This window comes from Dialister sp. (genome assembly GCF_047832375.1).
Lineage (GTDB): Bacteria > Bacillota > Negativicutes > Veillonellales > Dialisteraceae > Dialister.
In genome coordinates this window covers 1617282-1632186 of record NZ_CP181256.1, presented here as the reverse complement: position 1 = coordinate 1632186, position 14905 = coordinate 1617282, and the positions used below count along the sequence as shown (strand labels likewise).

The window sequence follows — 14905 nt, the reverse complement described above, 5'->3', positions numbered from 1 at the left end:
AATACATAGATGAACGTATCTTTGAAATGGTTAAGCACCTTAGTCGATATTACAGGCATGAATCCCGATGACATGGCGGAAACCCTGACGGTGGACGGCATCCCTGTGGAGCATGTCATTCGCCCGGGCAGCGGCATCAAGGGTGTGGTGACAGGCAGAATCCTGTCCGTGGAAAAACATCCTGACGCTGACCACCTCCTCATTTGCCAGCTGGATGTGGGAGAGGAAGAACCGGTTCAGATTGTCACCAGCGCTTCCAATGTGAAGGTGGGACAGAGCGTTCCCTGTGCCCTTCACGGTGCCCATGTGCCGGCAGCCCATGATAACAAAGCTCCCGGCGGCCTCCGTTACGGGGATATCAAAATCAAGGCTGGAAAACTTCGGGGTGTAAAGTCCGCCGGCATGATGTGCTCCCTTGGCGAACTGGGCATGGATGATAACCTGTTCCCCAGCCTCAATAAAGAGGGCATCCTCATTCTTCCGGAAGATACACCGGTGGGAGAGGATATCCATAAGCTTTACGACCTGGACGATGTGGTCTATGAAATGGAACTCACCGCAAACCGGGCGGACTGCTTCAGCATGATCGGCATGGCTCTGGAAACCGGCGCTATTTTCCGGCGGAAAGTAACCCTTCCGGAAATCAGAGTGAAAGAAGAAGGGGCTCCCATTGAAGGAAGGGCTTCTGTCCATATCGATAATCCGAAGTTCTGCAAACGGTTCTGCGGCCGGCTCCTGGAAAACGTGAAGATCGGCCGGTCCCCGGAATGGATCGAGAACCGTCTCCGCAGCAACGGCATCCGTCCTATCAATAATGTAGTGGATGCGGCAAACTACGTGATGCTGGAAATCGGCCAGCCTCTTCATACCTATGACTACGACAAGGTAGCCGGCCATTCCCTGACCTGCCGTTTCGCCCATGAAGGGGAAACCATGGTAACCCTGGACGGACAGGAACGGGATCTCACTCCGGCGGATCTGGTCATTGCCGATGGTGATGACAAGGCAGCCTGCGTAGCCGGTGTCATGGGAGGACTGGATTCGGAAGTTACTGAAAACACAAAGAATGTCTTCCTGGAAGCAGCGGTCTTTGATTCTGCTTCTATCCGCCGTACATCCCGCCGCCTGGGCCTCCGCAGTGAAGCTTCCGGCCGCTATGAAAAGGGCATCAACCCGGCCCGCACGGAAATGGCCATCAACCGGATCTGCCAGATTCTGGAAGACGAAGGCGCTGCTACCACTGCTAAAGGTATGCTGGATGAATACCCCGTAAAGGCAGAACCCCAGATCATTAAAACTACAGTAGATAAAATCAATAAATACATCGGCATCAGCATGCCGAAGGACCAGATGATCCAAATCCTGGAAGACCTCTATTTCAAGGTGGACGAGGACAATGGAAACCTCACGGTTACAGTACCGGAATTCCGTCTGGACCTGGAGGGCATGCCGGATCTGGCAGAAGAAGTGGCACGGGTGTACGGCTATAAGAATATCCCCATCACCACCCCCTGGAGCGCCATCGCCAAAGGCGCCATGACCACTGACCAGGACGCCATTTTCCGGGTCACCGATGCCCTTGTAGCTGACGGTCTGTCGGAAGTGGTGAACTACAGCTTTATGGATCCCAAGGACCTGGAAAAGCTGAATTTCCCCTGGGGACACAAGGTGTACAATGCCATTCCCATTATGAACCCCATTTCCGAAGAATATCCGGATATGCGGACCACCCTTCTCCCGGGCCTCATGCATACCCTGGTGTACAACCTGTCCCAGAAGAACGACGAAGTGGCGGTCTTCGAGTCCGGCCACGTATATCAGCCCAGGGAACTGCCCCTGAAAGAGCTGCCCTATGAATACCTCCTCTTCTCCGGCCTCCTCTGTGGAAGCCCTGAAGAAGCGGGCTACCCGAACAAAGGAAGAAAATATGATTTCTTCGACGTGAAGGCTATTATGGAAGACGTACTCTCCGCCCTGGGCGTAAGGGACTACGAAATCCGCCGATCCACGTACCCCGTATTCCACCCCGGTATTTCCGCGGACTTCGTGAAAGACGGCAAGGTCCTCATGTCCTTCGGCCAGCTCCATCCGGCGGTACTGGACAAGTGGGATATCAAGAGAGAAGTCTACGGCTTCGTTATCTTCATGCCCCATGTGATGTCTATCATGGATGAAACCATCGATTACACCAGAATCCCAAAATTCCCGGCATCCACCCGGGACCTCTCCCTCCTGGTGCCGGCGAAACTGACCAACGATGAAGTGGAAGCCATCATCCGTAAGGCCGGCGGCAAACATCTGGAACTCCTCCGACTCTTCGACCTCTACCAGGGCGAACAGGTGAAGGAAGGCTATAAGAGCATGGCCTATAACCTCACATTCCGTGCGGAAGACCGTACCCTGACAGATAAAGAAGTGGACGGCTGGATCGAGAACATCGTGAAAGCATTGGATAAAGAAGGCATTACGCTGAGAGCGTAAGACTTCGAAATACGCGAAAACCTCCTGTCTCTGCAGGAGGTTTTTTGCTGTGGAAATATGTCTAAATGTCGTTTGAACGGATGGGGCTTCCAGCTCCTGGGAAATGTGACCAGCCTGCGGCACATCCATCAATCCATTCTGCGCCTTTGGCGCGCCATTTCTCTATGGGCCTGCATGCACAGGGGGAGAGGGCACATAGGGATAAAGGGCCAATGGACTGAGAAATGGTGAAGGAAGCGCCGCAGGCGGGCTGGTTTTTCTGAAAGCTAATATCTGGAAGCCCCGCCTGTTCCTACGCACACACATCCATACATCCACCAGGCCTGAAGGACCCGTCCTGCTGAAGGCTCAAAGCCCCATCCGTCCGTACGACGCTCATTCACATAAAAAGCCGTGAAAGATTTTTCTTTCACGGCTTTCGTCATTCTTACTCCGGTCCCAGGGTATCCCGTTTTTCATTTTTATGGCGCATATAATTCGCCACTTTCTGGCCGGCGTTTTTCATCTGGTTTCTTGTATTCTTGAACTTGTGGAGCGTAGTGGACTTGGACTTGATATTTGGCTTCATGTCCGGATTGATGTTGCCCCGTTTCACGGAGGTGGCCCGGATTTTTTCCGGATGCAGGGAAGCCCGGAGGACCGCCATGGTGCGGGCTGGCTTCAGGTCCTGGTCGAAGCTGTAGATGTCTACGGCTGCATACCCCAACTTGGGGTAGGAGTGGATGCAGATGTGGGATTTCGGGCCGTAGGCAGCAGCAATGATTTCATCTTCTCCGTCCAGGTAGAAGGTGTCGTTTACCACCATTCCAATCTTGTCAGCAGCATCGTGGATGGCGGCCTGTACTTTCTGGGGTGATTCCATATTGTCGGAGTCACAGTTATAGCAGTCAATGAGTAAATGTTTTCCGATGTAATTATCCATACTGAATGTCCCTCTTTGATTAATATGTTTTCCTCATTATAACAGAGTTCCCCTTTTTATGCATTAACTTTAATGCAATCCATTTGCATCAGATCGACTTCTTGCTGCAGATGATGAATAAATAATCGGAGAATTGCAAGAATTAGCCGTTTAATTGAATAATATTTATTTTTATGCAGGAAATCAATTGACCAAACGGCGAAAATGCTATAGAATTGAGAAAATATACAATGATTTTATTCCAATTATGCATATTTATATTTCAAAAGGAGCAGTTCCATGAAACGATATAGAGTCATGAAAATTAAGGAAATCATCCAGAACCAGGTCATTGAGACCCAGGAGGAGCTGGCGGCGGCTCTCCGGAAGGAGGGCATCGCCGTAACCCAGGCTACGGTGTCCCGGGATATCAAGGATCTCATGCTCATTAAAATCCCCTATAAGAATGGCCATTACCGGTATGCCCTGTCCAATGAGAAACAGAGCGTCATGTCTAAGAGCCATACGGCCATCCTGTTCCAGGAGGCGGTGGTGAAGATCGATTCTGCCATGAATATGGTGGTACTTCATACGATTCCGGGATCCGCGTCTTCCGTGGCCTTCGCCATTGACCATTCCAAGAACGATGTCATTATTGGCACCCTGGCAGGGGATGATACGGTTCTCATCATCCTGAGGAAGCCGGAAGATGTACCAGTGCTTCTTGAACGGATCCAGGGCATGCTGAAGTCCTGATGAGGGGGAGCCATGCTTCAAAGTCTGCATATCGTCAATTTTGCCATCATTGAGGATACGGTCATAGAATTCGGCTCGGGGGTCACTGTCTTTACCGGTGAAACGGGGGCAGGGAAATCCATTCTTATCGATGCGCTGGCCGTGCTTACGGGGCGAAGAGCCCGGACGGACCTCATCCGCACGGGGGCCGATTTCTTCAAGGTGGAAGGAGTCTTCTACGCGGACAAGAAAACGGTGGAAGAGCTCCGGGAAGAGGGCCTTGAAGGAGAGGGGAGCCAGGTCATCCTTTCCCGGAAGCTGAACCGTTCCGGGAGGGGACTCTGCACGATCAACGGTAATTTCTGTACCGTGAAGCAGCTGCAGAAACTGGGAAAGAAACTGGTCCGCCTCCATGAACAGAATGATAATATGGAACTCCTGTCTATTCCCTTCTGTGAACGGATGGTGGATTCCGGTACCGAAGAGGCAGCAAAGGCCTATCAGTCTTACCGTGAATCCTATGGGGAATGGAAAAAGCTGAAGGATGCCATGGAAGATTACAAGGAGCGGAAGCAGGAACGGGAACGGCGGCTGGACATACTCGAATGGGAATTGAACCAGATCCGTGAGGCCGGTCTCCAGGAGGGAGAGGACGAGGAAGTGGAGCGGAAGCTTCAGGTCCTCCAGAACCATGAAAAAATCATCCGCTCCATCCATAATGCCCTGGATACCATTACCGCTGACGGGGGACCCCAGGATGCCATGGCGGAGGCGGATAAGGAACTGTCCACGGCGTCCCGGTACGACGAGACCCTGAATCCAGTCCTCGAATCGGTCCGCAGTGCTTCTTTTGCACTGGAAGATGCGGTGAGCAGCATGGAAGATTACCTGTCCACCAGCGATTTTTCGGAAGAAGATCTGGCAGCCCTGCAGGACAGGAATGAAGTGATCCAGGAACTGAAACGGAAGTATGGACCGGAACTGTCCGATGTCCTTTCTTACGCAGAGAAGGCACAGAAGGAATACGATTCCCTGAAGGAAATTATCTACGACAATAAAGCACTCCAGAAAAATTATGAGGACCTCACGGAAACGCTCATGAAAAAGGCAGAAGTCCTCAATGCGGCGCGGATCCGGTCTTCTGAAACCATTCTGGAGAAAGTAGTGGCTTCCCTGAAGGACATGGGCATGGAAAACGCCAGGATGAAACTGCATCTCCTGCCCCAGAAGACGCCCCTTCCCAATGGGGCGGCGGAAATGGAATTCTACTTTTCCGCCAATCTGGGGGAACCACTCCGCAGCATGAAGGATACTGCTTCCGGCGGTGAAATATCGAGGATTGCCCTGTCCATTGAGATGGTGATTTCCAACCTTCTCCGGCAGCAGACGCTCATATTCGATGAAATCGATGTGGGCATCAGCGGTAAAGTGGGTCTCCAGGTGGCCAGGAAAATTGCCCTCCTGTCCCATTCTATCCAGGTCCTCTGCATTACCCATCTGCCCCAGACCGCCTGCGCTGCAGACAGGCACTACAAGATCGTGAAGACCGTATCCAAGGGGCGGACGGCTACAAAGGCGGTACTCCTGGATCCGGAGGAACATCTCCGGGATATAGCCCTCATGATTTCCGGCAGCGACAGCTCAGAAAGTGCCCTGAAGTCGGCGGCGGAAATGAAGAAGAAAGTGAAAGGTGTATAAGAAAACGCCATGAAAAGGAAAGTTCTTTTCATGGCGTTTTTTGCGTGGGTGAATAGGCGTATGAATGGGGCGGTGATTTGAGCCTTCAGACTTGGGCCTTGAGCAGGCCAGCCTTCAGCGGTTTATATCCGATGGCGGTTTCGCTGTTAAATACCCAACCTCGCCTCTTTAGAGGGGAGGGGAACCGCGTCAGCGGTGGAGGGGTGGCCTCGAAGGAATTGGGGGTATGGCGAAGCACAAGCAGAGCGACTTCAGCGAGAGCCCCCTCAGCCACCTTAGTCACTTAAGTCACTTAAGTCACTTAAGTCACTTAAGCCCCCTATCCAGCGAAGCTTATTCACTTATTGATTACAATCGTTGAGATGTCACCGCCGTCATCGGATGGGGCATCAGTCCCCTGGTCAGGGGCAGCCTGGTCCGTCGGTGCGGGCTGTCCGGCGGATGCTGCCTGCTGGCCCGCTTTTTTCTTTGCTTCCGCTTCTGCCTTCGCTTTGGCCTCTGCTTCGGCCTTTGCCTTTTCTTCCGCTATCCGCTGCTGTTCTGCTCTGGTAAGGTATACGGGGTACTTTGGCTTTGTGGAAACGAGGGCATTGATTTCAAAGAGCCGGTTCCAGGGGAAGTCGGCAGATACCGTGGCCGGGTCAAGGCCCATTTTCTTTTTCGCAAATTCCTGGATTTCCGCAATCATTTCCTGCTTTATGGCAGCATTTGGGGTGGTGCTGTTCGTTTCCAACTCAGTCATGCGAGTGATATTTTTCCGGACGTTTGCCTGGTAAGCCCAGTTATCGATGTACTGCTCGGTAAGCATATTCCTGTGGTCTGCTTCCGACATCTTCGGCGCCAGGATGGCCTGGGCGATGGCGTAGCCGATGGTGTTGGATGCCGTATTCCAGCCGTTGTAAGCGGCTACTTTGTAGAGCAGGTCGTCTTTAATCATGAGGTTCATAAGGGTATTGTCGGAACCATTGGCGAAGTATACATCCACCATGGACACAGGGATACCCCGGCCAATCACACTTTTGACCTCATTCATGAAATCCGTGGTGCTCTGTTTCATCATGCCGAAGTTGCTGAACTGTCCCGACTCGCCGGTGGAGGCGATGGGTGTATTGACAGCCAGCACGATGTCCGGCACATTTTTGCCTGCCATGACGCCGCCGACAGCGGTGATATGTTCGCTGATGGTCTTCCCAATGGACTGGTTTTCATAGCTGGGTACCGTATTTTCTGCCCGGCCCAGGGGGTAAATGACGGAGAACGATGGTTTCAGGTGGTTCACATCGTCGTGGTAGCGGGCGATGAGGAGGAGCGCCAGCTGGTCGGCGCCGGGGAAGGAACCGTACCGGCTTTCCGGCAATCCTTTGGCATCTATTGCAAGGTACCGGGATTCCAGGGTGGACTGGGAATTCTTGCTGTTGTCATCGTGGCCTTCACTGTAATAGGTAAAGACGCCGCTCTTCGTATCTTTGATGAGCATACGGTTTATGGTGTTGTTTTTTGTACGCCGTTTGAACCAGTCCTGCAGGTATTCGGAGGGAATGGACAGCTTCAGGGACAGGAGTTCTGCCGTTTCGTCGGGGGTAATTTTTCCGGCATCCATCTTATCCTGAAGCCCGGAGAGCCGGTACAGGTCATTGCCGTATTTGCTGTAGTAGTAGGGTTCTACGCCGCCGCTGGAGGCATAGGGAGTCCGCATGATGGTGCCGAATCCGTAAATAGGAATCTTCGGATACTGGGCATGGAGGGTACGGATTTTATTTTCCCTGGCCATGAGTGTAGAAAGGGGTTCATTGTGTTTTCTGGAATCCACGAGACCGCCGTAAATCAGGGTATCTGTGGAAAGGACAGCCGCATCGGCACGGACCATGTTCTGCTCCACCCAATGCCAGATGAGGTCAGGGCTGCCCCGGAAATTCTTCCCCGAAAGGTAGGCTCTTGGCGGTGTCAGTACCGTATATCCGGCTCTTTCAGCTGTATTTACCGTATAGTCCAGACTGACCGGCCGGTCATCCTGGGGAACAAGAAGAATCGTCCTGGCAGATACGGTGGACGCAAAGGCGGATAGAAAGGCCGCTGCTGCCAGGGCACAGATTTTTTTATGGAAACGCAATGGTATATCCCTCCCTTTATGGTTTAAGGAAGCGCTGATTAAATCGCAGAGTCAGATTTCATAAAGATTTTTATGCACTGCTTCGTCATAATCCGGCCAAGGATAAAAGGAAGGCGCTTTTATGTGCAGAGAAAGCGCCAACTTACCTTGGCTCAGCAGTCCTATGCAGGACTGCTGCCTTAAATAGCTCGCTATTCGCGTCGAATTATTCCTCGCATTGCATAAAAATCCAAGAATAAAATCTGACAACGATTTAATCAGTGCTTCCTTAGAAACAGTAGATGATGGACTGTTCTTTTTGTACTCAATAATCTTTATTATATCATACCCATGAATGGGTCTAAAGGCAGTGGGGAAACTTGTATTTGCCACTATGAACCACAAGTGATATTGTCTCAAGTAACCACAAATGAAAATGTCCCAGTCATGGTATAATCTCATCACAATCTTAACGCAAGTGATGGGAGGAATTTTTATCAGAAAGGTTGAATTAACGATGGACGAGCAGTTCAAATATGAAACAATCAAATCTCTTGTTAATCATCCAGATGGCAACAAGCTCGCAGCAGCTGTCCGGCTGGGGTGCACTGTCCGCACCGTGAACCGGTTAATCCTGCGCTATCGTCAGGAAGGTAAAGCAGCATTTGTCCACGGGAACAGGGGTAGACAGCCCGTAACAACACTTCCAGCCTCACTCAGAGAAAAAATTGTGGCCCTTTACCAGAATGAGTACTATGGCGCCAATTTTACCCACTTTACCGAACTTCTGGACAGACATGAGAATATCCATGTCTCCGTTTCCTCTGTAGCCTCCATTCTTGAGGCAGCCTTTATTCTCTCTCCTAAGGCTACACGGGCCAAAAGAAAACGGATCAGGAGAAAATTGGAAGCAATGAAAAGCAACACGAAATCCAAGAAAAAGCAGATGGAAATACAAGTCAATCTTGTGGCTGCTGAAGATGCCCACAGCCGGCGTCCACGGCATGCTTACTTTGGGGAACAGCTGCAGGGTGATGCCACTCCATATGAATGGGTTCCCGGGAAGATCTGGCATCTCCACCTCTTCATTGATGATGCTACTGGCATCGTGACTGGCGGCTATTTTGACACCCAGGAGACCCTGAACGGCTATTACCATGTCCTCTGGCAGACTCTCAAAGATTACGGAATCCCTGTGGAAATCTTCACGGATAAACGCACTGTGTTCATTTACAAACAAAAAGGATCCCCGTCCATCGACGAGGATACCTATACGCAGTTCGGTTACGCTTGCAGGCAACTGGGGATACACCTTGAGTCAAGCAGCGTACCACAGGCCAAAGGCCGGGTTGAGCGGCTCAATGAGACGCTGCAGTCGCGCCTGCCGATTGAGCTGAGACAGGCAGGCATCACGACTATTGCAGACGCCAATGAATTCCTCAAGTCCTACCTAAAAGAATTCAATGCGAAGTTTGCACTTCCTCCCAATAGTACCAAATCAGCTTTTGTGACGCAACCGTCAGATGAGAGGATCAACCTGATACTGGCTGTACTTACAGGCCGTACGGTAGACAGAGGCCACTGCATCCGTTTCCAGCGTCAGTACTATCGTATGCTTGATTCAGAAGGCCATCAGGTGCATTATGCCAGCGGAACCAAAGTACTAGTCATACGGGCTTTCAACGGCGAACTCTACTGCAGTGTTAACGATACCAGTATCTACGCGCTGGAAGCCATCCCTTTGCGCCAGAAGAAATCTCCTGAGCTTGATGCTGACTATACCAAACCAAAGCCTCAGAAACACTGGATTCCACCGATGAGTCACCCATGGAAGCAGGCATCTTTCCGTCATTACGTCCTTACAAGACCGCATCATTCCAGACAAGATCCAGAAGAACTTGCATCGCGTAACATATTTTAGTAACATACTGGCCTAACCACTCAAAATAGCCCCACTATTGCGGGGCTATTAAATGACAATTCTCGGGACATTTTCAAAAATGCTTGACAGGCAGTGGGGAAACTTGTATTTGCCACTTGTACCCCACTTGCATTTGCCCATATGTATGAATGGAGCTAACGGTAGTAAGTGAACGTCGCTTCGCTCATTCACCGGTGCGCAGTGGTTGGACCAGTCAAATGGCGCCCAACCCACAACCATTAGTCTCGTTTATAGGTGTGAGCAATCAGTTGGACACATAGGTTGTTCACTGCCCCTTGAGATACAGGGGGAACTGCTGATACAATAAAACTGTTCAATACATTTACAAGCAGGACCGGTGACATATGGAAATACGCAAAAATAAGGATACAAGGCAGACGGCAGGGGAGCTCTGGAAGAAGTTTCTCCTTTCCGCCGTGGCGGAAGATATGCTGATGGGGGAGGTGGCGGACCACCTGTATCTGTCGGATATGGATTTCAAAGCGCTCTCGGCAGAGGGGGAGGACTACCTGATTTCCTCGGTGACGGAGACCGCCTTTGGGGACCTGGTGGACGAAGCGGCCTATGACCTGTCTGAAAGAGCCGGTGAATACCGGCCCTGGTCGGACCTGTCCCAATATATGGGAGAGGAAGAACTGGGGGATGCCCTGTTTGGCATGATTTCTTCCCGCATCACCTGTCATTCTCCCCGGGAAATTGTGGATAATCCCTATTTCCGCCATATCCGGGTGGAAGGGAAGACGGCGGCCCACCACCTGGCGCTTACGGTGAATGATTACTTTCCAGGCGAATTTATCCAGACCTACCATGAAGGATTCTCGGAGGATGACCCTTTCAGGGCCCAGACGGCGGGCTTTTTTGATGGGAAAGTCAAATTCCCGGTGCTCCTGGAAAATGGGGAAGTATGGATGAGCCTGGTACTCAGCGAAATCGAATCCATGAGGGACGCCATTGCGAAGGCAAAGGGCCGGGTCATTACCTATGGTCTCGGTCTGGGATACTATGCATTCATGGCTTCGGAAAAGGAGGATGTGGATTCTGTGACGGTGGTGGAGCTGAATCCCCATGTAATTTCACTCTTTCAGGAGAAACTGCTGCCCCAGTTTCCCCACAACCATAAAATCCATATCATCTCCGGCGATGCTCTCCGTTATGTGGACTCCCAGAAAGATGGGGATTTTGATTACGGATTCAGCGATTTCTGGGCCGGCATCCATGATGGCCTTCGGCTGTACATGGATTTCATGCCCCGCACGGCCCGGTTCCGTAAGACTGTCCACGATTACTGGATTGAAAATTACATGGCTGAATATTATTTCCGACCGGCTCTCATGGAATGGATCATGGAAGAGGTCATGGGAAAGAATATCCGGCTGCCCGGTTTTCCGAAAAAGGAAAGAAGGGTTATGGACGGGTTCCTCCGTTTTCTCTCCGGAGAACCTGGGGCTCTGGAAAGGGGAAGGGATATGATGGCTCTTCTCAAAACGGAGAACCTGGTGCCCCTTATGCGCCGCTTTGCTGTTCACGGTGGTCGTTAATCAATCGTTTTGTCCTTTGGAAAGGAGTCTGTTTTGCTGAAAAAAATTGCCGCTGCCCTGGCGGCCCTGATGGCTGTTTCTTCTGTGTCCCTGGCACAGTCCCCTGTCCCTGTAAAGCTCAAGGGAGATGGACTGAAGGATTTTTCTGCCTATGAAATGGATGGATCCTTCTATACGGCACCGGTGGTGCTGACAAAAGGGGGCACCTGGAAACTGTCCTGGGAAAAAGACCGTCTCTATGTCTATGTGACGCCGAAGGGCCTTTCTGCTGAAGAGAGGGTAGAAATTCCCTATACCGAAATTAACGGGGGAAAGTATGTAGACCTTTCTTACTTCGGTGATGCTGCCGGATTGACGTATACCTATAAAGACAAGAAAAAAGAGTTGACCATACAGAAGAAGAAACCGGCCAAAAAGGAGAAGAACCATAAAAAAGACAACGCCATGGACCTGTCTTCCCGGCCCCTGGTACTCTGGGATGTGAATTTTCTTTATGACCCCGACAAAGGGGGCTTTGACAGTCTTGAGGGAAACCATATCCTTTCCCCCTCCATAGGCAGCTATGGGGACATGGAAAAGGGGACATACAAGTGGGATTTTTCCTATCTGAAGAAAGCCAAAGACCATGGCCTTTCTGTGATGCCCCTCATCCATAATGATTTTGAAGTGAAAAAGACAGCGGCCTTCATGAGGGACGAAAAGCGGCAGGATCGGGTTATTTCCACCATGGCGGCTCTGGGGGAAGTGTATGGCCTCTATGGATACAATATGGATTTCGAAAATATGGATCCGAAGGATAAGGACCTCTACACCGTATTCATGAAAAAACTTTCTATACCGCTCCATGATAACGGTATGAAGCTCACTGCCGATATCACGGTATACAACGCGGGCTCTCCCACCTGGAGTCTCTGCTATGACCGGACTGCCCTTTCCGAATACTGCGATTATGAAATCATCATGGGCTACGATGAAACGCCCCGTACCAGCAAATATGCGGGCTCCGTTTCCTCCTGCTCCTGGCTTGATAAAAATATCCCGGTCCTCACAGCCATGGTACCTCCGGAAAAGCTTATCCTGGGCCTTCCTTTCTATACCCGCATCTATTCCGGAAACCCGGGGTATATGACATCGAAAACACTGGCCATGAAAGATGAGGACAGCCTTCTTCGAAAGACCCATGCAAAGCCTGTATGGCAGCCTGACGCCCGGCAGTACACCCTCACCTGGCGGGAGCAGGGAATTCTCCATCGGGTATACCTGGAAGAAGAAAAATCCCTTGCCGCTAAGGTGGAACTCCTCTCGAAATATAACCTGGCTGGCCTCGCCTTCTGGCGTCATGGGTTTGAGACGGATGATATCTATGGGAAGATGGAAGGGGGAAAAGTGGCTGGGAGGACTTAAGTGGCTGAGGTGGCTGGGGGGAGTGGCGGCGTAGAAATTATATAGCGCCGCGGATGATTAATTTGGCTTTCGGCTTTCGACTTACAACTGACAGAGTATCAGTAGTAATCACAGAACTTGACTCCCAATATTTCTCTATCCCTCATCCTTCAGGCCAAATGGTCCGCGCCAAAGACGCAGGATAGATCCGCCGCGAAGAGGCAGTAACTGCATAGCAGCTGGTCCAAGCGTGTGGATGGTTCTTAAGGGTTGTGGCTTCAGCATTGCTGCGCTCACTGAAGGGGACGTAAGGTCATTAGCCACGGGAGGCGGCAGTGCAGCCTTATGCCCCCGCTTTGCCCTTGGCAAAGCTGCCACCCGGCGAACGAGCGAAGCAAGTTCATCCACCATCCTCAGCCCCATACATTTGCCTGGGGATGCGCATTATCCACTAAAAAAGACACCGGATGGTGTCTTTTTTATCTTCATGTGCGCCCAGCATGGGCGCACTCTTAAGGGTGAAAGTCCCTAGACCGCCCGACAGCGGGAAGGTCATAGCCGAACACCAAGGGTGTCCATCGTGAGGTGGAATCTGAAGGAAGGTGCAGGCAAATCTCCGGTCCGATGTACAAGAACCACATAAGGCTACGGCAGGATGGATAAGGTTGCATGACAAACTGAAGTCCCATAGCTGTACGGAATCCTGCAGAGTACATGTGGCGGATATATGGAGAGAAAGAGTGCGTTCTTACCTGGGGAGGTCTCACGGACACAGCAGAATAAGGCTGTATTTACTGGGCTGTGCTGTGGTTGAAATAAGATTTGCCGTGAGAAGTCAGCAGAGGCCATAGTACCAGATGGCTCATAGGCATCTGGGAAGGGCCGAACTTTAGGAGATGTTAGTCAATGAAAGTAACCAACCATGGGCTTAAAGGCAGACAACTTCAGAAAGAAGACTACTGGCAGAAAGCAGCTGCAGAACAGCAAGGATATGCCGGAGTGCCCATCCATGTGAGGATTGCTGAAAACAACAACATCATCGCAGACTTGCATAAGCAGGAATGCGAAAACTAAAGAACCGCCGTATACCGAACGGTACGTACGGTGGTGTGAGAGGTCGGCGGGCCGAAGCCCGCCTCCTACTCGATATGTTATCTCGGTATGGTGCTGCTATGAAACAGGACTTTCAAAAAAGCGGAGACCACTTCCGGATCGAAGAGGATGCCGGAGCCCGTCATAACGTCTCTAGAAACTTCGGCGGTGGTCTTTGTCTTGAAGTCAGGAGCGGAGTAGATGGTGTCATCGTAGTAGGTGACTACCGATATGATTCGTGCTCCCAGGGGAATGTTTACATTCTTCAGGTGCTTCGGATAGCCGGTGCCATCCCAGCGCTCATGGTGGCAGCGGATATAGGGAAGCAGGTCCTGGCAGCCCGGTATGGATTCCAGCATGTTGGCACCCAGTTCCGGGTGTTTCTTGTAGAGGGAAAGTTCCCGCCGGGAAAGGTAGGGGACCTTGGAAAGAATCTGGTTTGGAATCGAAAGAAGGCCGATGTCGTGAAGAAGGCCGGCATACCGGATGAGGGTGATTTCATTGGCCGGCAGCCGCATGTAGACGGCAGTGGCACCGGCGTAGTTGGAGACCCGCACCGAGTGTTCATAGAGTTCTTTTGATTTCAAACGCAGTAATTCCGTAAAATGGCTGGTAATCATATCGAGTGTATTTTGTGTATCCTGGAATGTGCCAGGACTTTGAAAGAGTGATGAACTGTACATATTACTCCTATCCGAGCACGAATAAAAAAGCAGCCTCCGAGGCTGCTTGGGTTATGTCAAAGGAGCCTTCAGATTTTGATTTTATTCCGCTTCAGCCAGGCCGTCATATAGGAGCAGTCCGATTTCATGGGATAGTGGTTTTCCGAAACCCAGTCATAAAAGGCTTTGGCCAGTTTCGCGGCGATTCCCTGTCCCGAAAGGGCGTCGGGAACGATGGTGTGGAGCACGGTAACAACACCGTCTTTGTCTTCATATTCCAGGTAGGCGGTTCCTTCAGGATATTCAATTTCAAATCGATGGGTCTTTGTGTTATGTGTAATCATGATGTACCTCGTTAAAATATACAATGCTATTTTACCTATT

General features: G+C 51.1%; 11 protein-coding genes. 7 read left to right on the top strand and 4 right to left on the bottom strand.

Annotation, left to right across the window (positions count from 1 at the left end; genetic code table 11):
- The first annotated feature begins 9 nt into the window (after nucleotides 1–9).
- The gene (pheT, locus tag ACFWUL_RS06560; RefSeq protein ID WP_416176769.1) at nucleotides 10–2481 is read left to right on the top strand and encodes a phenylalanine--tRNA ligase subunit beta; all 2472 of its coding nucleotides are present in this window, start codon (nucleotides 10–12) and stop codon (nucleotides 2479–2481) included.
- 427 nt (nucleotides 2482–2908) lie between these two features.
- Here the strand turns inward: pheT and ACFWUL_RS06555 are convergent, their stop codons facing one another.
- Entirely contained in the window at nucleotides 2909–3403 is a 495-nt protein-coding gene (locus tag ACFWUL_RS06555) for an S-adenosylmethionine decarboxylase family protein (protein ID WP_297023924.1), read from the bottom strand.
- A gap of 279 nt (nucleotides 3404–3682) precedes the next feature.
- Between ACFWUL_RS06555 and argR the strand changes: the two genes are divergently transcribed.
- Both argR and recN read left to right on the top strand, forming a co-directional pair.
- Nucleotides 3683–4138, top strand: a complete 456-nt coding sequence (argR, locus tag ACFWUL_RS06550) for an arginine repressor (protein ID WP_297023921.1) — start codon at nucleotides 3683–3685, stop codon at nucleotides 4136–4138.
- A 12-nt stretch (nucleotides 4139–4150) separates the two neighbouring features.
- Nucleotides 4151–5815, top strand: a complete 1665-nt coding sequence (gene recN, locus ACFWUL_RS06545; RefSeq protein ID WP_416176768.1) for a DNA repair protein RecN — start codon at nucleotides 4151–4153, stop codon at nucleotides 5813–5815.
- Nucleotides 5816–6152: 337 nt separating this feature from the next.
- Here recN and ACFWUL_RS06540 read toward each other — a convergent pair whose 3' ends face one another.
- Complete coding sequence (locus ACFWUL_RS06540) at nucleotides 6153–7925, bottom strand: DUF4127 family protein (protein WP_416176767.1); 1773 nt, start codon at nucleotides 7923–7925, stop codon at nucleotides 6153–6155.
- Between the two features lie 409 nt (nucleotides 7926–8334).
- Between ACFWUL_RS06540 and ACFWUL_RS06535 the strand changes: the two genes are divergently transcribed.
- The 4 genes from ACFWUL_RS06535 to ACFWUL_RS06520 all read left to right on the top strand — a co-directional run bounded on the left by ACFWUL_RS06535 (nucleotide 8335) and on the right by ACFWUL_RS06520 (nucleotide 13841).
- Nucleotides 8335–9825 carry an ISNCY family transposase gene (locus ACFWUL_RS06535; protein ID WP_416176766.1) on the top strand — a complete coding sequence of 497 codons (1491 nt, stop codon included), beginning with the start codon at nucleotides 8335–8337 and terminating at the stop codon, nucleotides 9823–9825.
- 365 nt (nucleotides 9826–10190) lie between these two features.
- Complete coding sequence (locus ACFWUL_RS06530; RefSeq protein WP_416176765.1) at nucleotides 10191–11384, top strand: hypothetical protein; 1194 nt, start codon at nucleotides 10191–10193, stop codon at nucleotides 11382–11384.
- A 33-nt stretch (nucleotides 11385–11417) separates the two neighbouring features.
- Entirely contained in the window at nucleotides 11418–12788 is a 1371-nt protein-coding gene (locus ACFWUL_RS06525; RefSeq protein WP_416176764.1) for a glycosyl hydrolase family 18 protein, read from the top strand.
- 885 nt (nucleotides 12789–13673) lie between these two features.
- On the top strand, nucleotides 13674–13841 hold the full coding sequence (locus ACFWUL_RS06520; RefSeq protein ID WP_297041640.1) for a hypothetical protein: 168 nt from the start codon (nucleotides 13674–13676) through the stop codon (nucleotides 13839–13841).
- Nucleotides 13842–13918: 77 nt separating this feature from the next.
- On the opposite strand, the gene ACFWUL_RS06515 is transcribed toward ACFWUL_RS06520, so the two are convergent.
- Together ACFWUL_RS06515 and ACFWUL_RS06510 are read right to left on the bottom strand one after the other, a co-directional pair.
- Nucleotides 13919–14542, bottom strand: a complete 624-nt coding sequence (locus tag ACFWUL_RS06515; RefSeq protein ID WP_416176763.1) for an HD-GYP domain-containing protein — start codon at nucleotides 14540–14542, stop codon at nucleotides 13919–13921.
- A gap of 68 nt (nucleotides 14543–14610) precedes the next feature.
- On the bottom strand, nucleotides 14611–14865 hold the full coding sequence (locus tag ACFWUL_RS06510; RefSeq protein WP_297021904.1) for a GNAT family N-acetyltransferase: 255 nt from the start codon (nucleotides 14863–14865) through the stop codon (nucleotides 14611–14613).
- Nucleotides 14866–14905: the final 40 nt, after the last annotated feature.